Here is a 20,848-nt window from a genome sequence, read left to right on the forward strand (position 1 = left end):
GGCCTGGCGGACGCTTTTCCCGCCAGGCCTGCCCGGCTTTGGCCTGCCTGGGGTGCCCGTAAGGGCCCCATGTCAAATCGAGCCGAACAGAGCCAGACTACGGAGAGCGCTCTCCACCCCCGTGGCAGAATGACCCCCATGAGCAGATCGCCGACGACCCCGCCGACGTTGGAAGACGTGGCGCGGGTCGCCGGCGTGTCCCGCGCCACCGTCTCCCGCGTCATCAACGGCACCCGCAACGTCGACCGCAAGATCCAGGAAGTCGTGCGCGCCGCCATCGACAAGACCGGCTACGCACCCAACCGCGCCGCGCGCTCCCTGGTCACCAAGAGGGCCGGGACGATCGCGCTGGTGGTGTCCGGCGCGGGCGACCCGGGCGACGAGGACGCGTTCGCCGCACGCATGTTCTCCGACCCGTTCTTCGGCCGGGTGGCCAGCGGCGTGCTCGGCTTCCTGCGCACGCGCGGCGTGCACCCGGTGCTGATGGTCGCCGACACCGAACCGGCCCGCGAGGACGTGCTGTCGTTCCTCCGCCAGGGCAGCGCGGACGGCGCGCTGCTGGTCTCGACCCACGCCGAGGACCCGCTGCCCACCCGCCTGGTCGACGCCGAGCTGCCCGCCGTGCTGTTCGCGCGCCCGGCCCGGCCCGTGCCGATCAGCTACGTCGACCTCGACCACCAGGCCGGCGCGAAGCTCGCCGCCGACCACCTGGTGCGTCGCGGCTGCACACAGGTCGCGACGATCACCGGCCCGCTGGACGTGCCCGCGTCCCAGGACCGGCTGACCGGGTTCCGCGACGCCATGGCGCGGCACGGTTTCCCGTACGTCCCGATCGCCGAGGGCGGGTTCACCTCGATCAGCGGCGAGGCCGCGATGGAACGGCTGCTGGCCGAGCACCCCGACATCGACGGCGTGTTCGCGGCCAACGACCTGATGGCGCAAGGCGCGCTGCTGGTGCTGCACAAGCACCGCAGGCGCGTCCCGGAGGACGTGGCGCTGGTGGGCTTCGACGACAGCAGCCCCGCGCTGTCGTGCCGACCGAGGTTGACCACCGTGCGGCAACCGGTGGAGGACATGGCGGCCGGGATGTCCCGGTTGCTGCTGGACCACGTCGAAGAACCGGGACTGCGCCCCAAATCCGTCATCTTCGAACCCTCGCTCGTCGTGCGCGATTCCGCCTGAACCGTCGTTGACGTCTTCGCGACATCGGCGTTACGCTCCGAGAGAGCGCTCTCTCAGCGCCTCCGGTGCCACGGAGGCACGGCTCCGGGCCTTCTCGCGCCCCTTACCTCGTCAGGTAGGACAATGAGCTCTCCCCGTTCCCTGTCACGGGTCCTGACCGCCGCGCTGGCACTCGGCCTCGCCGCGGTGCTCAGCCCCGTGATCACCCAGTCCGCGCAGGCCGCCGAGTGCGGCACGACCAACGCCGCGCTGAACCGCCCGGCGACCGCGTCCTCCGTCGAGAACGGCGGCACCCCTGCCGCCGCCGCGGTCGACGGCAACACCGGCACCCGCTGGTCCAGCGCGTTCGCCGACCCGCAGTGGGTCCAGGTGGACCTCGGCTCGACGCAGCAGGTCTGCCGCGTGACCCTGACCTGGGAGGCCGCGTACGGCCGGGCGTTCCAGGTGCAGCTGTCGGACAACGCGTCCACTTGGAACACCGTCTACTCCACCACCACCGGCACCGGTGGCGTGCAGAACCTGACCGTCGCGGGCTCCGGGCGCTACCTGCGGGTCCACGGCACGGCGCGCGCCACCGGCTACGGCTACTCACTGTGGGAGCTGGCAGTCAACACCGAGACGACCGGCGGACCCGTCATCCCGCCCACCGACCCGCGCAACCCCGACTTCGGTCCCAACGTGCTCGTCTACGGCCCCGGCTACGACCGGGCCGCGATGCAGTCGCGGTTGGACCAGATCGCCACCCAGATGAAGACCAACCAGTTCGGCTCCGAGCGGTACGCCGTGCTGTACAAGCCGGGCGTGTACGACGCGGACGTCAACCTCCGCTTCTACACCCAGGTCGCGGGCCTCGGCCTGCGCCCGGACGACGTGCGGCTCAACGGCCACGTGCGCGTCGAGGCGGACTGGCTCCAGCAGGGCGACAACCCGAACAACCTCGGCAACGCCACCCAGAACTTCTGGCGCCAGGCCGAGAACCTGCACGTCAACCTGCCGGCCGGGCAGATCGAGCGGTGGGCCGTCTCGCAGGCCGCGTCCTACCGGCGGATGCACCTCAGCGGCCAGATCCACCTGTGGAACGGCGGCGACGGCTGGGCGTCCGGCGGTCTGATCGTGGACAGCAAGATCGACGGTGTCGCGGTCTCCGGCTCGCAGCAGCAGTTCCTGACCCGCAACAGCAACCTCGCGGGCGGCTGGAGCGGCTCGGTGTGGAACATGGTGTTCGTCGGCACGCAGGGCGCGCCCGCGCAGCACTTCCCGAACCCCTCGCACACCACCGTCGACACCAGCCCGGTCGTGCGCGAGAAGCCGTTCCTGTACTTCGAGAACGGCGAGTACAAGGTGTTCGTCCCGGCGCTGCGGCAGAACGCCCGCGGCACGAGCTGGGAAGCGGGCGCGCCCGCCGGCCAGTCGATCTCGCTGGCGGACTTCTTCATCGTCAAGCCCGGCACGCCGGTGGCGACGACGAACGCGGCGCTGGCGCAGGGCAAGCACCTGCTGCTGACGCCGGGTGTGCACCGCCTCACCGACACGATCAACGTGACCCGGCCGAACACCGTGGTGCTCGGCCTTGGCCTGGCGACGCTGTCGCCCGACACCGGCAAGGCCGCGATGGCCGTGTCCGATGTGGACGGTGTGAAGCTGGCCGGGTTCCTGGTCGACGCCGGTGTGCAGAACTCCCCCGTGCTGCTCCAGCTCGGCCCGACGACCTCGTCGGCGTCGCACGCCGCCAACCCGACCTCGATGCACGACGTGTACCTGCGCGTCGGCGGTCCGCAGGCGGGCAAGGCGACGACCTCGCTGGAGATCAACAGCGACCACGTGATCGTCGACCACACGTGGGTGTGGCGCGCCGACCACGGCACGGGCCCGACCGGCTGGACCGCGAACACCGGTCGCAACGGCGTCGTCGTCAACGGTGACAACGTGACGGCGTACGGGTTGTTCGTCGAGCACTACCAGGAGTACAACACGGTGTGGAACGGCAACGGCGGCCGCACGTACTTCTACCAGAACGAGCTGCCGTACGACCCGCCGAACCAGGCCGCGTGGATGAACGGCTCGAAGCTGGGCTGGGCCGGGTACAAGGTGGGCGACCACGTCACGACCCACGAGGGCTGGGGCATGGGCGTGTACGCCTTCAACCAGGCCGACCCGAGCATCCGGACGGCGAACGGCTTCGAGGTGCCCAACCGGTCGGGCGTGCGGCTGCACGACCTGGTCACGGTGTCGCTCGGCGGTGTCGGCACGATCGACAACGTCGTGAACGGCGTCGGCGGCGCGGCGAACATGGCCACGCAGCAGCGCTACGTCGTCAACTACCCGTGATCGCGTGAGCAACCGCCCCGCCGAGGCTTCCGTCCTCGGCGGGGCGGTTCGCTGGGGTCCGGGCACGTGGTCGTGCTCGTGCGGCGCGGCCGGTTCCGGCGGCGCGCGCGGTGGTCGCGGCGGCACGGGAGGCGGTGCTGGCGGACGCGCCCGAGTCGGCCGGGCTGGTGCCCCTGGCGGAGGCGCTCGGCGTGTCGCCCTACCGCCTGAGCCGCGCGTTCAACCGCGAGGTGGGCGCGTCCCTGACCAGGTTCCGCAACCGGGTGCGGGTGGGGCGCGCGGTGGAGCGGTTGGAGGGCGGTGAGCGCGACCTGGCGGGCCTGGCGGCGGACCTGGGCTTCGCCGATGACGGGTCACCCGGGAAGCCGCTAGCCCGCCGACAGGGGCAGGGAGTTCGTCGGCAGCCGCACCTTGCGCAGGAACGCGGGCAGCAGCCACGGGCGTCGTCCGGCGACCCGCAGCTTGCCCGTCACGGCGGCGCGGGCGCGGCTGACGCGGCCGAACAGCACCAGGTTCAGCACCGCCGGGTCGAAGGTCAGGCGCACGTCGACCGGCTCGCCCGGTTCCCCGATCGACACCCGGCCCTGGTGCAGCACGATCGTCACCGGGGTCGTGTGGGGTGAGCGGAACGCCACCGCGACGCGGCGGTCGCTGGGCGGCTCGCCGTCGAGCACGCCGCCGACGTCGTTGCGGATCATGCCGACGATGAACAGGTCGAAGAACAACGCGGCTTCACGCGCTGGGATCGACCACGGCGTGCCGGCGCCCCGGGCGATGTCCCACCCGTGGACCAGCAGTTCGTTGACGAGGTGGGCCAGCACGCCCGCGATCGGCACCTGGGACGCGCCCAGCCACGGCACCGTCCGCTCGGGGTCGGCCTCCGTCGTCACCTCCAGGATCGTGGCCACCATCGACCGCAGCATGGCGCTCAGGGTGGCGGGGTCGCGCTCGGTGAACCGCCGCAGGGCCAGGTCGTTCAGGTTGGCGACGGTGTCCACGGTGACCGCGGGGATGTGCTCGGCGAGGCTCCGGTCGGCCACCTCCCCGCCGCCGGGCGCGAGCAACGTGGTGTAGATCGAGGCGATGGCGACGACGTGCGCCGCCGTGTCGGCCACCGTCCAGTCGGCGGTGGCGAGCGCGCTCGGGTCCGACGATGCGACGAGGTCGGCGAACCGACCCGTCACGTCCGACAGCACGTCCCGCACTGCCGGCCACTGCTGCTCGACCACGGCACCCCCCAAGTCGCCCGGGCACGTACCATAACAGTGTTTCAGCGACGAGGGCTAGCGGAGCCGCACCGTGGTCTCCACGAACGCGCGCACCACCGGCCGGGCCGTCTCCGGCGCCCACCCGATCGCGACCCGCAGCGGCTCGATGTCGGTCACCGGCCGCCACGCCAGGTCGGGGTGCGCGTAGTACTCCGCCATCGACTCCGGGCCGAAGCACACCGCCGCACCGGCCGCGACGTGCTCCAGCATCTCGTCCGCGTTGTCGTTCTCCGGTCCCCACACGGGTTCGCGGCCGTCCGGCCGCGGGTTGACGGCCCACCAGTCCACCCACGCCTTCGGCGCCTTGCGCGTCCACATCAGCGGCTCGTCGCCCAGGTCCGCGATGCCCACCGACTCGCGCGCGGCCAACGGGTGGTCGCGGGACAGGGCGACGTACCGCGCCTCGGTCGCCACCACGTGGGTGCGCAGGCCGTCGGTGTCGGCGGGCAGCCACACGAACGCCACGTCGACCAGCCCCTGCCGCAACGCGTCCGGCTCGCCGCCCCAGTCGCACCGCTTCGGCTCGATCGTCACGTCGGGCCGCTGCTCGGCGAACGCCGCCCGGGCCCGTCGCGCCACGCTGCCACCGCCCGACGCGACGAACCCGACCCGCAGCACGTTCGCCTCGGCCGCCGCCGCGGAACGCGCCGACCGCACCGCGTCCCGCCACTCGGCCAGCGCCCGGCGCGCCAACGGCAGCAGGTCACCGCCCGCCGCGGTCAGCCGGACCTCCCGGCCGGTCCGCACGAACAACTCGACGCCCAGGTCCGTCTCCAGCTGCCTGATCTGCCTGCTCAACGCGGGTTGCGAGACGTACAGGGCCCGCGCCGCCCCGGTGAAGCTCAAGCGCTCGGCCACGGCCACGAAGTACCGCAGCACCCTGGTGTCCACGTCGAGGGGACTCATACCGCCAGCGTATTGGCCGACCGACGGCGTGGCGCCCGGTAGGCCCAGTCCCACACCGCCTCCACGGGTCCGCGCTCGAACCGCCGCATCCACCACGACGCGCCCACGACCAGCAGCACGGCGACCACCAGCCACACCGCCCCGGTGAACCACGGGCCGAGGTGACCCCAGCGCCGCGCCAGGCCGAGGCCCCACTCGTAGCAGAGCGCGGACGCGATCACGTTCTGCGCGACGTAGCAGCTCAACGCCGCCCGACCGACCGCCGTCACGCCGCGGCGCACCGGACCGGCCTCGGCCCGCATCCGGTGGACCAGCGCGGTGATCGCGCCGAGCAGCCCGAACGCGACCAGCGGCGCGCACACGTAGCGGTCGACGGCGAACCAGTCGGCGCCGGCGAGCGTGGTGGTGACGTTCAGCGGCACGCCGACCCCGAGGCCCCACACCACCAGCCGCCGTCGGATGCGGGCGCCACGCGCAGAGTCCTCCAACGCGCCCGCCTGGAACAGCCGAGCGCCGGCCAGGAACAGCAGCGCGCTCAGCGGCAGCACCAGGAACCCCTCGGCCCGGAAGACCGCGAAGTGCTCGATCCGCGCCTGGACCCCGTCCCACCAGCTGTCCGTGGCGAGCACGAACCCCGGATCCCCGACCGTCGTGGCGCCGGTCAGCAGCGCCAGCGTGATCAGGCCGACGACTCCCAGGTTCACCGCCCCCATCCCGACCATCCAGCCGACCTGGACCCGTCGGCCGCGCCCCACCAGGTAGGCGACCAGCACGGACACCACCGCGTAGAACATCAGCACGTCGAACTCGAAGACCAGCACGTAGTGCAGCAGGCCCTCGAACAGCAGCAGCGCCGAGCGCCACAGGTACCACCCGGGCCACCGCTGCCCCCGCCTACCGGCGGAGCGGTGCTGGATCGCCAGGCCGATGCCGAACATGATCGACAGCAGGCCCAGGAACTTCCCGTTGGTGATCATCTGCAGCAGTGCGGTCGCGGTGTCGCCCGCGCCCGAGCCGAAACCGGCCAGGAAGCCCGTCACCCCCTGCGGGTGCGTGAAAGCCCACACGTTGGTCCCGAACGTGCCCAGGATCGCCACCCCGCGCAGCACGTCGAGCGCCACGATTCGTCCGCCCATGACCCGCCTCCCCGAACTAGGTACCGGGCGAACGTAGGACGAGAGGCCCTCGGCGCTCGTCGGTCGAAGGTGTCCGGCGGTGTCGCACCTTCGGACGATGGGTGACGGCCGAACGGATGACACGACGACCGCGCAAGGTGAGCGCGGATGGTCACAAGTCCATACCGTGCGGATTTGGCCACACGAACGTAACCTCCCGCGCCCGGCACGCAACACGCGGTTCATAGCTTCTCGGTTCCACCTGCCCGAAAGGAGCCGCCGGTGCGTTCCAGAACCCTCAGCCGCGGACTGATCGCCCTCCTGCTGCCCGCCCTGCTCGCGACGGCCTGCGTCGACGAGCCCGGCGGTGGCGCGGGGGCCTCCGGTGACGAGATCAAGGTCGGCGTCCTGCACTCGCTGAGCGGCACCATGGCCATCAGCGAGGTGACCGTGCGCGACGCGGAGCTGCTGGCCGTCGAGGAGATCAACGCCAAGGGCGGCGTGCTGGGCAAGAAGATCGTCCCGGTCGTCGAGGACGGCGCGTCGGACTGGCCCACGTTCGCCGAGAAGGCGCAGAAGCTGATCTCGCAGGACAAGGTGGCGACGGTCTTCGGCGGCTGGACCTCCGCCAGCCGCAAGGCGATGCTGCCGGTGTTCGAGCGCAACAAGGCGCTGCTGTGGTACCCGGTGCAGTACGAGGGCCTGGAGAGCTCGCCGTACATCTTCTACACCGGCGCGACGACGAACCAGCAGATCGTGCCCGCGCTGGACTACCTGGCGGCGCAGGGCAAGAAGAAGATGTTCCTGGTCGGCAGCGACTACGTGTTCCCGCGCACCGCCAACAAGATCATCAAGGCGTACGCCGCCGCCAAGGGCATCGAGGTCCTGGGCGAGGAGTACACGCCGCTCGGCCACACGGAGTACAGCACGCTGGTCAACAAGATCGCCGACGCGAAGCCGGACGCCGTGTTCAACACCCTCAACGGCGACAGCAACGTGGCGTTCTTCAAGCAGCTGCGCGGTTCCGGCATCACGCCGCAGACCACGCCGGTGGTGTCGGTGAGCGTCGCCGAGGAGGAGGTCAAGGGCATCGGGCCGGAGAACGTGGCCGGGCACCTGGTGGCGTGGAACTACTACCAGACCACCACCACGCCCGCGAACGACGCGTTCGTCAAGGCTTTCAAGGCGAAGTACGGCGCGGACAAGGTGACGTCCGACCCGATGGAGGCCGGCTACAACGCCGTGCACCTGTGGGCGGAGGCGGTGAAGAAGGCGGGCACGACGGAGGTCGAGGCGGTGCGGAAGGCCGCGGGCGGCATCACGATCGAGGCGCCCGAGGGCCCCACCACCATCGACGGCGACAACCAGCACGTCGCCAAGACCGCGCGGATCGGCCTGGTGCAGGCGGACGGCCAGATCAAGGAGGTGTGGTCCTCGCCCGGTCCGATCAAGCCGGACCCGTACCTGAAGAGCTACGACTGGGCGGGCGGGTTGAGCTGACATGGGCGCTTTGGTCAACCAGCTGCCCATCGGGCTGAGCATCGCCGCGGTGCTGCTGCTCATCGCGCTCGGCCTGACGTTCACGTTCGGCCAGATGGGCGTGATCAACATGGCGCACGGCGAGTTCATCATGGCGGGCGCCTACACCGCGTACCTGTTGCAGAGTTCATCTCTTCTGGGTGACACGAGCCAGTCGTTCCTCATCGCGCTGCCGGTCGCGTTCGCCGTGGCCGGGGTGATGGGGCTGCTGCTGGAGTGGTCGCTGGTCCGGCGGTTCTACGGGCGGCCGTTGGACACGCTGTTGTTGACCTGGGGCGTGAGCCTGGTGCTGCAACAGCTGGCGCGTGACGTCTTCGGCGCGCCGAACGTGCAGGTGACCGCGCCGGGTTGGCTGGTGGGCGGCGTCGACGTGCTCGGCGTGCGCCTGCCGTACAACCGGGTGTTCATCGTCGTGCTGGCCGTGCTGTGCGTGGTCGGGGTGTGGCTGTACCTGACCAGGCTGCCGGCCGGGCGTCGGATGCGGGCGGTCGTGCAGGACCGGGAACTGGCCGCGTACAGCGGGATCGCCACCGGGCGGGTGGACCGGTTCACGTTCCTGCTCGGCTCGGGGCTGGCCGGGGTGGCGGGTGTCGCGCTGACGCTCGTCGGCCCGGTCGGCCCGAGCCTGGGCACCTTCTACATCGTGGACGCGTTCCTGGTCGTGGTCGCGGGCGGGCTCGGCCAGCTGCGCGGCGCGGTGCTGGCGGCGGTCGCGCTCGGGTTCCTCAACGGCTACCTGGAGTTCTGGACGGACGCGAGCCTGGCCAAGGTGCTGGTGTTCGTGGCGGTCATCGCGTTCCTCCAGGTCCGGCCGCAGGGCATGTTCGTGCTGAAGGGGAGGGCGTTGGTATGACGTGGGGTCGCATCTCCCTCGTGGTGTGCGTCGTGCTGCTGGCGTTGGCGCCGTTCGCGCTCTCGCCGTTCCGGCTCGGGTTGCTGGCGAAGTACCTGTGCTTCGCGATCGTCGCGGTCGGCATCGCGCTGGCCTGGGGTCAGGGCGGGATGCTGACGCTCGGGCAGGGCGTGTTCTTCGGCCTGGGCGGCTACGCGATGGCCATGTACCTGAAGCTGAAGGAGGCCGGGTCGGCCGGGTTGCCGGACTTCATGGTGTGGAGCGGCGTCGAGGAGCTGCCCGCGCTGTGGAAGCCGTTCGGCAACCCGGTGTTCGCGCTGGCGGCGGTGGTGCTGGTGCCGGGGCTGGTGGCGTTCCTGTTGGGGCTGCTGGTGTTCCGCCAACGGGTGCGCGGCGCGTACTTCGCGATCCTGTCCCAGGCGTTGGCGGCGGCGTTCGTGATCCTGCTGGTCGGGCAGCAGGGCCTGACCGGCGGCACGAACGGGATGACGAACTTCAGCCAGTTCTTCGGGCTGGACCTCACCGACCCGAACGGGCAGCGCGCCGTGTACGCCGTCACGGCGCTCGTCCTGGGCGTGACGTTCCTGGTCGCCAAGCTGCTGGTGCGCAGCCGGTTCGGGCGGCTGCTGGTGGCGGTGCGCGACGGCGAGGACCGGGTGCGGTTCCTCGGCTACGACCCGGCCGTGGTCAAGGCGATCACGTTCACCGTCTCGGCGGTGATGGCCGGTCTGGCGGGCGCGTTGTTCGTGCCGGTCGTCGGCATCATCTCCCCCGCGCTGCTCGGCATCGTGCCGTCGCTGGAGCTGCTGGTCGGGGTGGCGGTCGGCGGCCGGTTCGTGCTGGCCGGCGCGATCGCGGGCGCCATCGCGGTGAACTACGCCAAGACGCTGTTCAGCGAGGACTTCGCCGAGGGCTGGCTGTACCTGCAGGGCGGGCTGTTCGTGCTCGTGCTGGTGTTCGCGCCGAAGGGCCTGGCGGGCCTGGTCGAGTCGGCGCGGGACCGGGTGGCGGCACGGCGGCGTCCGGTGGAGGTGCTGGCGTGAGCGCGTTGCTGGAGGTGCGCGGGCTGCGCGTGGTGTTCGACGGGTTCGCGGCGATCGACGGGCTGGACCTCACCGTCGAGGAGGGCGAGCTGCGGTTCCTGATCGGGCCGAACGGCGCGGGCAAGACGACGCTGATCGACGTGGTCACCGGGCTGACCGCGCCGGCGGCGGGCAGCGTGCGGTTCGGCGGCCAGGAGCTGGTCGGGCGCCGCGAGCACCGGATCGTGCGGATGGGCGTCGGCCGCACGTTCCAGACCGCCACCGTGTTCGAGGAGCTGACCGTGGTGGAGAACCTGGACCTCGCGGCGAACTTCCGGTTGCCGCTGCGGTCGTTGCTGCGGCGGCGGCGCGGCGTGTCCGACGCGGTGGCCTCCGCGTTGGAGGCGGCGGACCTGACGGCGTCCGCCGACAAGCCCGCCGGTGTGCTCTCGCACGGGCAGCGGCAGTGGCTGGAGATCGGGATGCTGCTGGTGCAGCAGCCGAAGCTGCTGCTGCTGGACGAGCCGGTGGCGGGCATGAGCCGGTCGGAGCGGGAGCGGACCGGCGAGCTGCTGCACCGGATCGCCTCGACGCACACGGTGGTCGTGGTGGAGCACGACATGGAGTTCCTGCGCAGGTACGCGCGCAAGGTCACCGTGCTGCACCAGGGTCGCCTGCTGCGCGAGGGTTCCGTCGCCGAGGTGCAGGAGGACCCGCGGGTGCGCGAGGTGTACCTGGGTCGGGCCAAGGGGAAGGCGGTCACGTGATGCTGTCGGTGTCCGGGGTGGACGCCGCCTACGGGCGGGCGCGGGTGCTGTTCGGCGTGGGGCTGGAGGTGCCCGCCGGGTCGTTGGTGTGCGTGATGGGCCGCAACGGGGTCGGCAAGACGACGTTGCTCAAGACGGTGATGGGCACGCTCACGCCCACGGCCGGCCGGATCACGTTCGACGGGCAGGACATCACGCGGCTGCCGACGCACCTGCGGGTGCGCGCGGGCATGGCGTACGTGCCGCAGGGTCACGTCTCGTTCCCGCAGCTGACCGTGTGGGAGAACCTGCGGGTGACGCTGGAGGCCACCGGGCACCGCGACCCGGCGGCGGTGGACGAGGCGCTGGACGTGTTCCCGGCGTTGCGGCAGTTCTTCAAGCGGCCGGCGGGTCTCCTGTCCGGTGGTCAGCGGCAGCAGCTGGCGATCGCGCGGGCGTTGATCACCCGGCCCCGGCTGCTGGTGCTCGACGAGCCCACGGAGGGCGTCCAGCCGTCGGTGATCGACGAGATCGAGGCGGCGATCGACCGGCTGCACCGGGAGGTCGGGTTGACCGTGCTGCTCGTGGAGCAGTACCTGGACTTCGCGTTGCGGCTGGCCGACGGTTTCGTGGTGCTGGACGCGGGCGAGGTCGTGCGCGCGGGCGCGGCGGAGGAGCTGCACGACGAGGAGGTGCGCCGGATGCTGGCCGTCTGACCTACCGGCGCCTGCTCGCGGCCTGGCGGGCGAGCGCGCCCGCGGCCAGGATCAGCACCATCGCGGCCAGGCCCCACCGCCGTTGGTCGCGGACGGTGTTGTCGGTCGGCGCCAACGTCTCCACCCGCCGGTCCGGCGCCTCGAGGTCGGCCGGCGGTGGAGGCGGTGGCGGTTCCACGGGCGGTTCCGCGGGCGGGGGCAGTGGCGGAGGCGGGGGGTTCTGCGGCGGGGTGGTCCGCAGCGGCGGGACGTTCGGCCGCGGCGGCACCGCGGGTGCGGGGCGAACCGTGGTGGTCGTGGTGGTGGTCGTCGTCGTTGTCGTGGTGGTGGTCGTCCGGGCGATGGTGGTGGTCGTCGTCGGTGGCGGGGTTGTCGTGGTGGTCCTGGTCGTCGTGGGTGGCGTGGTCGTCCTCGTCGTGGGCGGTGTGGTGGTGGTGGTCGTCGTCGGCGGCGTAGTGGTCGTCGTGGTGGGTTGTGTGGTGGTGGTCGTCGTTGTCGTGGGTGGTGTGGTGGTCGTGGTGGTGGGCGGTGTCGTGGTCGTGGTGGGGATCGGGATCGTGGTCAGGCAGCCCGACGAGTCGATGGTGTGCAGGGCCTTCCGGGACGAGATCTCCGTGACCACGCCCGAGCCGTCGAGCGCCACCCGCCACAACGTGCTCCGACCACCGCGGCTGTTGTTCGTGGCGTACAGCGCGCCGTCCGGCGCGAGGGTCACCGCGCCGTAGCCGCTGCCGCCGGGCAACCGGCCGGCGCCGGGCACGGCCTTCGTCCGGCCGGTGCGCGGGTCGATGCTGACCACCACGCCGTAGCCGTGGGCGTGCGTGGCGACGCCGTAGAGCAGGCCGTCGTCCGGGTTCACGTCGAAGTCGTCGACCGTCGTCCCCTCCGCCGGCCACAGCCACGCCTGGTGCAGCACGTGCCCGAACGTGGGGCTGTCCCGGTCGATGTCGACCGAGTGCAGCCACGGACCGACCCGCACGACCAGTTGCCCGTCCACCACCGCGCCCGCCGTCGCGTTGCGCAGCAGGGGTGTCGGGCGGGGCGCCTTCACGACCACCCGGCCCGTCCTGTCGAGGGCTACGAGCCGGCCGTGGTGGTCGACGCCGTAGACGAGGTTCTGCTCCGCGGCGAAGCCGATGGCGTTCAGCCGCAGGTCCAGCGTGGTGAGGGAGGACGTCTCGCCGGACGGCAGCCGCACCTGGAATACGGTCGAGGGGCCGTGCGCCTCCGCCTCGACCTGGATGGCGGTGCACACGACCTGGGCGAGCGCCTCGATCATCCGAATCGCTCCACGGCGGCCTCGAACGCCGCGGGACTCACCCCGGCGCCGCCGCCGAACGGGTTCTGCAGCTGGTAGGTCGCGTACAGCAGCAGCGTGATGGTGGCGGCGAAGGTCGCCACGATCAGCACGTGCGTGCGGATGCGCGGACCGCCGAACAGCAGCGGCAGGCACACCGCCAGCACGCTGCCCGCGATCAGCACGAACCACACCACCGAGCTGATGCCGCCGCCGGCCGCGTCCAGCCGCTCCTGCCTGGCCTGGTACACCTGCCACAGCTGGTTCGCGGCCTCGGTCTTGCGGTCGACCTGCCACTCGTCGGTCGTCGGCGACTCGGCCACGATCCGGCGCAGCTGGTCGAGCTGCGACCAGCCGCTCGACTCGAACGCGGTGCCCGCCACCATGCCGGGCCACTCGTCGTCGATCACGGTGACGGCGTACTCGCGGGACAGTTGGCGCACCTGCGCGCCGGTCGCCTCGGGCAGCGAGTCGCTCGCCCACGTGGCCGCCACCAGCCCGTCCGCCTCGCGGTACGCGGCGTCACTCGCCTGGGTGACGGAGTCGAACAGGGCGATGAGCACGAACGCCACCAGGACCGCGTGCAGGCCGGCCACGATCGTGAACACCTGCCCCGCGGCCTCGTTGTTGGCCGAGCGGCCTTCCAGCTCGCCGTACTTGCGGATCACGTAGGCCATCACGGCGGCCACGACCGCCGCGCCGGCGACCCACAGCAGACCTGTGAGGTAAATGCTCATCGACACCCTTTCGTCACTCGGGATGAATTCCACAGATCCGCCGATTTCACTCACCCGAAAGCTAGTGATCGACCCGATCCAGTGAGAAGTACGTTCATCCGAGTGCCAGGAAACCCCAATCTCTCAGGTGACACGGTCACCTCGCACGGGCAGGACTGCCAGCGGGAAGCCGCCAGAATGCGGTGGAATCCAGCCCATCGAGTTAACCGGCTAGCCCGATCGAGCTATTTGCGTCACGACAGACCGTCGTGGACCTTCAGAATACCGCTCAGCCCGCGAACAGCAGCGCCAAACCGCCCGAGGTGTAGCCGACCATCAGGACCAACAACGGCACCTGACCGGTCAAGTGCCGGTTCGCCGGCAGCAGCCGCAGCGCGCGGTCGTGCGCGGACACCACGGCCAGCAGGTGCCCGGCGAGCACCGCGCCGAGCTGCACCGAGGCCACCAGGACGGGTGCGGCGAGCGTGTCGTCGGGGGTGAAGCCGGTGTGGCCGAACAGCAGCGCGACGCCCCGCTGGCCCTCCACGGCGAGCAGCGAGAAGTAGTGCGCCACGACGTACCCGGCGACGATCGGCACCATCGAGTGGGCGAGCTGCCCGCCGAACGACCGGCACGCCAGCAGGTAGCTGCCCGCGACCAGCGCCACGGCCGCCACCAGCCCCGCCGTGTCCGGCACGGACAGGCGTTCCCAGGCGGGGGTGGAGCCGATGCTGTCGAACGCCGTCGAGCCGAGCAGCACCGCCACCACCGCGACCAGACCGGGCCGCACGGGCGTGGCGACGAGCGCGCGGAACGGGTTGCCGCGCAGCGGCGACAGCCGGCCCAGCAGCGTCGAGAACACCTCGAACCCGTCGGCGCGCTCGAACCACGTGCGGCCGAACACCACGCCGCCGGCGACGTTCACCACCGCGTGCGCCACCAGGAACCACGGCAGCGCGTCCGGCGAGACCAGCTCCACCCAGGTGAACGCGAGCAGGCCGAGCGCGGCGGGCCAGTGGCCGAGCCGCTCGGGGTACGCGCGGCCGAGCGTGACGCGGGCGGCCACGCGCAGCGGGTTGAGCACCCGCCACACCGGGCCGAACAGCATCGACAGCACCGGCACGCCGACCCACACCAGCACGAACACCAGGTGCGGCCACGCCGCGGCGGGCACGAGCACCAGCCCGACCGCGACCAGCAGCCGCACCGGCCACCAGTCGCGGTCGGGCGCGGGCTCGGCGGCGTCGAACCGGGGCTTCGTCCACAGCAGGCCCAGCGCCAGGAACGATGCCAGCAGCGCGACCGCCGCGCCCTGCAGCACCAGGTCCAGCGGGAGCGGCAGGTCGTGCCGCGCGCCGACGCCGTGGGCGAGGACGGTCACCGCACCACCAGTTGCACGAGCAGCGTGTCCGGGTGGGCCTCCACGTCGTAGGTGCCCGTCCGGTCCACGGTGAACTTGAGCACGGCGGGTTTCCCGCTCTCCGCCTTGGCCAGCACGTCGACGCCGTGCACGTGCACGTCCACCGGCTGCTCGCTGGTGACGGTCAGCTCGACGGCCTGCCCGCGCACCGCCTCCACCCGCTGCGGTGACGCGTGGTCCACCGAGAGGTCGAGCACCAGTGGGCCGGCGGCGGGCGGCGCGGCCTCGGGCCCGGACGAGCAGCCCGCGAGCACGAGCAGCGCGAGCAGCAGGGCGTGAACGGTCTTCATGTGGTCGATCCAGTCCTTCTGAGGTAGTCGAATCCGCCTGCGGCGAGGCCGAGGCCGCCGCCCAGGGTGAGTGCCACGAGCAGCCGGTCGAGGTCGGCCGGACCGGCGAACGGCAGCCGGGAGAACCGGAAGCTGTCGAAGTCCGGTATCCCGGCCACCACCAGCATCGCGCCCACGACGGCCGCCACGAACGCCGTCGCGGGCCTGCGCCGCACCGCCGCCACCACGGCGACCACCGCCAGCGGCCACGCCACCAGGCCGACGCCGGTCGCGCCGAGCAGCAGCGGCACGAACGACCCGCCCGTCACGGCGAGCGTCGCGCCGACCGCGTGCCACCCGTGCGCGGCCGTCACCACGACCACGCCGACCGCGAGCAGCGCCCGCGCGCGGCCCAGGAAGTAGCCGCCGAGGGCGAGCGCGGCCGTGATCAGCAGCCACCACAAGGGGTTCGGGCCGGGCACGACGTCCACCTGGCCCTTGATCACCGCGTGGCCGAGCGGCACCTCCCACTGCGGAGCGGTGGTGCGCTCGTCGCGGTAGCGGTAGGTCTCGCCCGGCCCGATCGCGTGCTCCGCGGTCCGTTCACCGGCGCCGCCGACGGTGATCGCGACGGCGCTCCCGTTGCGGATCTCCAGTTGCGTGCCGTGGTTGACCATCGCCGCCGTGACGCCGGGCAGCGGCGGTTCGATCCCGGTGACCCGGCTCAGGTGGTCCTGCGGCGTGAGGCCGCCCGCGTGCGCCTGGGCCGGGCCGGCGGTGGTGATCACCAGGACGAGGGCCGCGAGCAGCGCCCTCACCGGCGGGCGGTCGGCACGAGCACCACCGCCATCAGCACGCCGTGCAGCGCGGCCATGACCGGCGCCCCGGTCCACATCTCGGTGACGCTCGGCGTGGTGCCCTGCTCGATGATGGCCGCCGCGAAGAACACCGCCCACGTGACGAACGACGCCGCCGCCGCGAAGATCCGGTACTCCTTGAGCCTGCTCTCCGACGGGTTCAGCTTGAGCAGCAGCACGTCGATCACCACCCCGGACACCAGGAACCCGATCGCGATGCTCATGTTGGTGTAGTTGGCGACGGCGGTGCTGAGCAGCATCACCACGAACGCCAGCAGGGTCGCCGCGCCGAACGGCAGCCGGAACCGGCGCACGGCCAGCAGCAGCGGCAGGATCATGATCAGGTTGGTGAACATGATCGACGCGGCGAGCTCGGCCGCCCGGCCGGCGCCGTTGGCGCCCTTCTCGAAGCTGAACGCCCTGATCACCTGTTCGGTGGTGAACACGGTCGCGTCGGCGTACCCGGCGAACAGCAGCACCAGCGAGGTGGTGAACCCCAGGGCCAGCCCGGCGGGCAGGAATCGCCGCAGCGACGGGCTCACCACGTCCCGGTCGCTCCACAGGGTGCGCAGCGGCGTGGTGAGGATCAGCACCATCGACGAGATCAGCACCAGGTGGGTCGGGCTGAACAGGATGTCGATGCCCTGCTCGATGCCGATGAACGTGTGCCACAGGTAGTCGCCGACCCCCGCCGCGGCGAACACCGGCAGCGCGATCACCGCCGGCCCGTAGCCGATCGGGACCGCGTCCAGGCCGCGCAGCCCCTGCTGGTAGTTGCGCCACAGCACCCACAGGATCCACGCGCCGGTCGCGGCGAAGCCCGAGTAGAACACCGCGTGCCACGGCGTGAAGAACGACTCGAGCTCGGGCACGTTGGAGTGCGCCCACGCGTCGAGGAACAGCCCGATCGAGAACCAGGTGCCGAGCAGCACCGTGATCAGGTCCGTGCGGTAGTCGGCGCGGGGACGCCCGCTCGTCGTCGGGCTCCCCGCCAGGTCGGCAACTTCTGCTTCGCGCCCCACTGTCATGGGGACGAGCGTGCCCGCGCCGGGGGTGGCCCGGGAATCGTGCCAGCACCACCGCGTGGTGTGGTTAACCGCACCTTTTCAGGCGTTGAGGTAGCGCAGGACGGCCAGGACGCGGCGGTGGTCGTGAGGGCTCGCGGACAGGTCCAGCTTGGTGAAGATGCTGGTGCAGTGCTTCTCCACGGTCCGCTCCGCGATGAACAGCCGCTGCGCGATGGCCTGGTTGGTGCGCCCTTCCGCCATCAGCGCGAGCACGGCCCGTTCCCGGTCGGTCAGCCGGTCGTCGCTGTCGTCGCGCCGCCGCACCAGCAGCCTGCTCACCACGTCCGGGTCGAACGCCGACCCGCCCGCGCCCACCCGCCGGATCGCGGCGGTGAACTCGGCCAGGTCCGACACCCGGTCCTTGAGCAGGTAGCCGACGCCGTCCGCGCCCGCGTCGAGCAGCTCGGCCGCGTAGCTCACCCGGACGTACTGCGACAGCACGAGCACCCCCGTCCCGGGGTACTGGCGGCGCAACGCCACCGCGGCCCGCAGCCCTTCGTCGGTGTGCGTCGGCGGCATCCGGATGTCCACGATGGCCACGTCGGGCCGGTGCTCGTCCACCGCCGCCGTCAACGCCGACGCGTCCTCGACCGCCGCCACCACGGCGAAACCGGCCTCGGCGAGCAGCCGCGCCAACCCCTCGCGCAGCAACGTCGAGTCCTCCGCGATCACGACCCGCACGGCAGCACCACCCGCACGCTCGTGCCCGTCGCCGCGCTGACCACCCGCATCGTCCCCCCGTTCGCTTCCACCCGTTCGCCCAGGCCGCGCAGGCCCGTGCCGCGCACCGGGTCCGCTCCCCCGCGCCCGTCGTCGTCGACCTCCACCACCAGCCGCCCGCCCCGGCCGCTGATCGCGACCTTGGTCCGGGACGCCTCGGCGTGCTTGGTGACGTTCGCCAACGCCTCGGCGACAACGTAGTACGCGGTCGTCTCGACCGACGGCGGCACGTCCTCCGGCAGGTCCAGGGTCAGGTCGACCCGAGGCTCGGCCAACGCGGTCAGCTCGCGCACCGCGCCGTGCAGGCCGCGTTCGGTGAGCACCGGCGGGTGGATGCCCTGACACACCGCGCGCACGTCGTCGATGGTCGCCAGCACCGCCTGCTTGGCCTCGGCGGCGAGCGCCCGGGTCCGCTCCGGCGGCACGGTCTCGGCCAGCCCCAACGTCATCACCGCCGACAGCAGCCGCTGCTGGACGCCGTCGTGCAGGTCGCGCTCCAGCCGGCGGCGCTCGTCCTCGGCGGCCCGCAGCACCTTGGCGCGCGACTCGGCCAGCTGCCGGACCCTGGCCCGCAGCTCGGCGGTGAGCCGCTCGTTCTCCAGCGCCAGGCCGACGGCGGCGCACGCGGCGTCCACGAGCTCCAGGTCGAGCACGGGGTCGTGCAGCAGCACGGCGACCGGCACGCCACCGCGGTCCACCCTGGTGTGCACGGAGTCCAGCGCGACCGGCCGCCCGTCCACGTCCACGTACCGCTCCTGCTCGGCCACCCAGTACGCCACGCGCACGCTCGGGTCGTGCAGCGTGGCGGCGAGCGCCTCCTGCACGCCGGCGCGCCTGCTGTCGCCGCTGAGCCGCACCACCAGGTCGGCCACCTCGCCGCGGTCCATCCGCCGGCGCAGCAACCCGGCCAGGTACGCGAACGGGATGCCGCTCAACGCCAGCATCAGCACCACCAGCGGCGGTTGCAGGCCCGCGCGTTCCACCGGTTCCCACACCACGAACCCGATGATCGCCACCGCCGCCGCGCCGAGCATCGCGGTCAGCGTGCGCCGCTGCGCCATGCTGCTGACCCGCCAGCGGTGCAGTTGCAGGCCCAGCATGGCGATGCCGACCACCGCGGTCATCTGCGTCTCGGCGCCCACGATCGCGGCGGCCCACGGTTGGCGCTCGAACTCGAACCCCACGGCCAGCGCCAGCGTCTCGGCGTACCCGGCGGCCACCACCAGCCGGCGCGGCGTGGTGCGCAGCCTGCCGGTCGGGAACGCCAGCAGCGCGTGCCCGAGCACGGCCGGCCAGACCTTGCAGGCCAGCTGGAACAGGAACGACCCGCCCTCGACGGTGTAGTCGAGCAGCCAGCCCACGCCGACGAGCACGAACAGCGGCCCGATCCGGTTGCGCGGCTGCACGCGGCGGCCGATCACACCCGCGGTCACGTAGACGGCGCTCACCGCGAACATCGCGAACGGCAGCAGCATGGCGCCCAAGGTAGCCGGGCCGGCGGGCCGGTCGGCTCAGCCGCGGCGCAGACCACCGACCAGGACGCGTGCCAGCACGTCCGGGCGCAGGATCGACGACGGCGGCTGGAGCAGCCCGATGGTGCGGATGAACGCGGTGGCCGCCACCGGGTCGTGCGTGGCGACGCGCTGCATCCTGGCGACGTACCGGTTCAGCGCCTTGGTGGACAGCGACCGGTGGCCGGGGATCTCCGGCAGCGCCAGGTCGCCGAGCGCGTTGAGCTGCCACACCGGGTCGATGATCTTGGCCGACGCGCGGAAGAACCGCCGCGCCAGGTCGCCTTCACCGTCCTGCAGGCACTTCCGCAGCGCCTCGGACTCCAGCGCCGCGACGGTCATGCCCTGGCCGTAGATCGGGTTGAAGCTGCACATCGCGTCGCCGAAGACCAGCAGGCCGGGCGGGAACTCCCGCAACCGCTCGTAGCGGCGGCGCAGGCTGGCCGGGAACCGGTGCGTGCGGATCTCGGTGATCGGCTCCGAGGCGGCGACGGCGTCCTGCACGTCCGGCGGCGCGGACCGCTTGAGGAACGCCAGGAAGCCCGCCTCGTCGGTGGGCGGGTGGTCGCCCGCCATGCCGACCTGGGTGATCATCCACTGGCCGTGCTCCTGCGCGGCGAACGCGAACCCGGTCGGCCGGCCGGGCACCGGGCCGAGGAGCACCAGCTTGTCCGGGAACGGCGCGGTGGGGCGCACCAGCCGGCTCGCGTACACCATGTCGACGTCGATCCGGTCCTCCTCGGGCGTCGGCAGGCCCAGGGACGCGAGCCACGCCCGTGCCCGGCCGGACCGGCCCATCGCGTCGATCACGAGGTCGGCGTCGAGCACCTCCTCCGCGCCGTCGCGGGTCACCTTCACGCCGACCACCCGGCCGCGCTCGAACACCGGCCCGACCACGTCGCACCGGGACATGATCCGCACGCCCGGGTAGTCCGCGACCTTCGCCCGGACCGCGCCCTCCAGCATCGGCCGGGTCGTCTGGATGTCGGACGCGCCGGTGTCCGTGCGGGCCAAGGTGTGGCCCGCGAGCACGAACCGCGCGTCGACGTTGAAGCCGACGCGCAACCCGCCCGCGTCGACCAGCTCGTCGGTCAGGCCGGGGAACATCACGTCCAGCGCCTGCTTGCCCCGCAGCAGGATCGTGTGGAAGTGCTTGGCCTGCGGCACACCCTTCCGGTGCACGGCGTCCTCGGTCAACGGGTCGCGGTCGACCACCGTGATCCGGTCGTAGAAACCGACCAACGCGCGGGCCGCCAGCAGCCCACCCATGCTCGCGCCCAACACCACCGCATGCGTCATCCGGCGACTCTGACAGC

The 20,848-nt window shown here is 72.1% G+C and carries 19 protein-coding genes and 1 pseudogene; 8 read left to right on the forward strand and 12 right to left on the reverse strand.

Translation table 11 applies throughout. The features are described from left to right. Positions 1-138 precede the first annotated feature (138 nt). The 3 genes and pseudogenes from ABTZ99_RS39410 to ABTZ99_RS39420 all read left to right on the forward strand — a co-directional run. Positions 139-1,182, forward strand: coding sequence for a LacI family DNA-binding transcriptional regulator (locus tag ABTZ99_RS39410; protein WP_499618124.1), 1,044 nt, complete (start codon positions 139-141; stop codon positions 1,180-1,182). A 123-nt stretch (positions 1,183-1,305) separates the two neighbouring features. Further along, positions 1,306-3,510: a pectate lyase-like domain-containing protein gene (locus tag ABTZ99_RS39415; RefSeq protein WP_499618126.1), complete on the forward strand. Its 2,205-nt coding sequence runs from the start codon at positions 1,306-1,308 to the stop codon at positions 3,508-3,510. Positions 3,511-3,677: 167 nt separating this feature from the next. Next, positions 3,678-3,851, forward strand: a pseudogene (locus tag ABTZ99_RS39420) (helix-turn-helix domain-containing protein); the annotation flags it as partial. 27 nt (positions 3,852-3,878) lie between these two features. On the opposite strand, the gene ABTZ99_RS39425 reads toward ABTZ99_RS39420, so the two are convergent. Genes ABTZ99_RS39425 through ABTZ99_RS39435 form a run of 3 tightly spaced genes read right to left on the reverse strand, consistent with a single transcriptional unit; the run spans position 3,879 to position 6,820 of the window. Beyond that, the gene (locus ABTZ99_RS39425; RefSeq protein ID WP_499618128.1) at positions 3,879-4,739 is read right to left on the reverse strand and encodes a maleylpyruvate isomerase family mycothiol-dependent enzyme; all 861 of its coding nucleotides are present in this window, start codon (positions 4,737-4,739) and stop codon (positions 3,879-3,881) included. Positions 4,740-4,793: 54 nt separating this feature from the next. Further along, positions 4,794-5,684 carry a LysR family transcriptional regulator gene (locus tag ABTZ99_RS39430; protein ID WP_498772339.1) on the reverse strand — a complete coding sequence of 297 codons (891 nt, stop codon included), beginning with the start codon at positions 5,682-5,684 and terminating at the stop codon, positions 4,794-4,796. After that, positions 5,681-6,820, reverse strand: coding sequence for a DUF418 domain-containing protein (locus ABTZ99_RS39435; protein WP_498772337.1), 1,140 nt, complete (start codon positions 6,818-6,820; stop codon positions 5,681-5,683). The genes ABTZ99_RS39430 and ABTZ99_RS39435 overlap by 4 nt, the downstream gene beginning before the upstream one ends. A gap of 261 nt (positions 6,821-7,081) precedes the next feature. Here ABTZ99_RS39435 and urtA point away from each other — a divergent pair, with 261 nt between their 5' ends. Genes urtA through urtE form a run of 5 tightly spaced genes read left to right on the forward strand, consistent with a single transcriptional unit; the run spans position 7,082 to position 11,675 of the window. Next, on the forward strand, positions 7,082-8,299 hold the full coding sequence (gene urtA / locus ABTZ99_RS39440) for an urea ABC transporter substrate-binding protein (protein WP_499618131.1): 1,218 nt from the start codon (positions 7,082-7,084) through the stop codon (positions 8,297-8,299). 1 nt (position 8,300) lies between these two features. After that, the gene (urtB, locus tag ABTZ99_RS39445; RefSeq protein WP_498772333.1) at positions 8,301-9,191 is read left to right on the forward strand and encodes an urea ABC transporter permease subunit UrtB; all 891 of its coding nucleotides are present in this window, start codon (positions 8,301-8,303) and stop codon (positions 9,189-9,191) included. After that, positions 9,188-10,234: an urea ABC transporter permease subunit UrtC gene (urtC, locus tag ABTZ99_RS39450; protein WP_499618133.1), complete on the forward strand. Its 1,047-nt coding sequence runs from the start codon at positions 9,188-9,190 to the stop codon at positions 10,232-10,234. The genes urtB and urtC overlap by 4 nt, the downstream gene beginning before the upstream one ends. Continuing rightward, entirely contained in the window at positions 10,231-10,980 is a 750-nt protein-coding gene (gene urtD / locus ABTZ99_RS39455) for an urea ABC transporter ATP-binding protein UrtD (protein ID WP_498772330.1), read from the forward strand. Before urtC ends, urtD begins: the two co-directional genes overlap by 4 nt. Beyond that, positions 10,980-11,675 carry an urea ABC transporter ATP-binding subunit UrtE gene (gene urtE, locus ABTZ99_RS39460; RefSeq protein ID WP_498772807.1) on the forward strand — a complete coding sequence of 232 codons (696 nt, stop codon included), beginning with the start codon at positions 10,980-10,982 and terminating at the stop codon, positions 11,673-11,675. Before urtD ends, urtE begins: the two co-directional genes overlap by 1 nt. A gap of 1 nt (position 11,676) precedes the next feature. Here the strand turns inward: urtE and ABTZ99_RS39465 are convergent, their stop codons facing one another. From ABTZ99_RS39465 to ABTZ99_RS39505, 9 genes are all read right to left on the reverse strand, one after another. Further along, on the reverse strand, positions 11,677-12,954 hold the full coding sequence (locus ABTZ99_RS39465) for a hypothetical protein (protein WP_499618135.1): 1,278 nt from the start codon (positions 12,952-12,954) through the stop codon (positions 11,677-11,679). Continuing rightward, a complete protein-coding gene (locus tag ABTZ99_RS39470) occupies positions 12,951-13,709 on the reverse strand; it encodes a bestrophin-like domain (protein ID WP_498772326.1) in 759 nt (252 codons plus the stop codon). The genes ABTZ99_RS39465 and ABTZ99_RS39470 overlap by 4 nt, the downstream gene beginning before the upstream one ends. 268 nt (positions 13,710-13,977) lie before the next feature. Then, the gene (locus ABTZ99_RS39475) at positions 13,978-15,069 is read right to left on the reverse strand and encodes a hypothetical protein (RefSeq protein ID WP_499618137.1); all 1,092 of its coding nucleotides are present in this window, start codon (positions 15,067-15,069) and stop codon (positions 13,978-13,980) included. Further along, positions 15,066-15,398: a hypothetical protein gene (locus ABTZ99_RS39480; RefSeq protein WP_498772322.1), complete on the reverse strand. Its 333-nt coding sequence runs from the start codon at positions 15,396-15,398 to the stop codon at positions 15,066-15,068. Before ABTZ99_RS39480 ends, ABTZ99_RS39475 begins: the two co-directional genes overlap by 4 nt. Then, positions 15,395-16,195 (reverse strand): hypothetical protein, encoded by an 801-nt coding sequence (locus ABTZ99_RS39485; protein WP_499618139.1) that lies wholly within the window; start codon positions 16,193-16,195, stop codon positions 15,395-15,397. Before ABTZ99_RS39485 ends, ABTZ99_RS39480 begins: the two co-directional genes overlap by 4 nt. Then, the gene (locus ABTZ99_RS39490; RefSeq protein ID WP_498772318.1) at positions 16,192-17,262 is read right to left on the reverse strand and encodes a hypothetical protein; all 1,071 of its coding nucleotides are present in this window, start codon (positions 17,260-17,262) and stop codon (positions 16,192-16,194) included. Before ABTZ99_RS39490 ends, ABTZ99_RS39485 begins: the two co-directional genes overlap by 4 nt. A gap of 78 nt (positions 17,263-17,340) precedes the next feature. Beyond that, complete coding sequence (locus ABTZ99_RS39495) at positions 17,341-17,982, reverse strand: response regulator transcription factor (protein WP_498772316.1); 642 nt, start codon at positions 17,980-17,982, stop codon at positions 17,341-17,343. Then, positions 17,970-19,496: a sensor histidine kinase gene (locus tag ABTZ99_RS39500; protein WP_499618142.1), complete on the reverse strand. Its 1,527-nt coding sequence runs from the start codon at positions 19,494-19,496 to the stop codon at positions 17,970-17,972. Before ABTZ99_RS39500 ends, ABTZ99_RS39495 begins: the two co-directional genes overlap by 13 nt. A 36-nt stretch (positions 19,497-19,532) precedes the next feature. After that, complete coding sequence (locus tag ABTZ99_RS39505; RefSeq protein ID WP_498772312.1) at positions 19,533-20,831, reverse strand: FAD-dependent oxidoreductase; 1,299 nt, start codon at positions 20,829-20,831, stop codon at positions 19,533-19,535. Positions 20,832-20,848: the final 17 nt, after the last annotated feature.

Source organism: Actinosynnema sp. NPDC002837 (assembly GCF_040295345.1).
Taxonomy (GTDB): Bacteria; Actinomycetota; Actinomycetes; order Mycobacteriales; family Pseudonocardiaceae; genus Actinosynnema.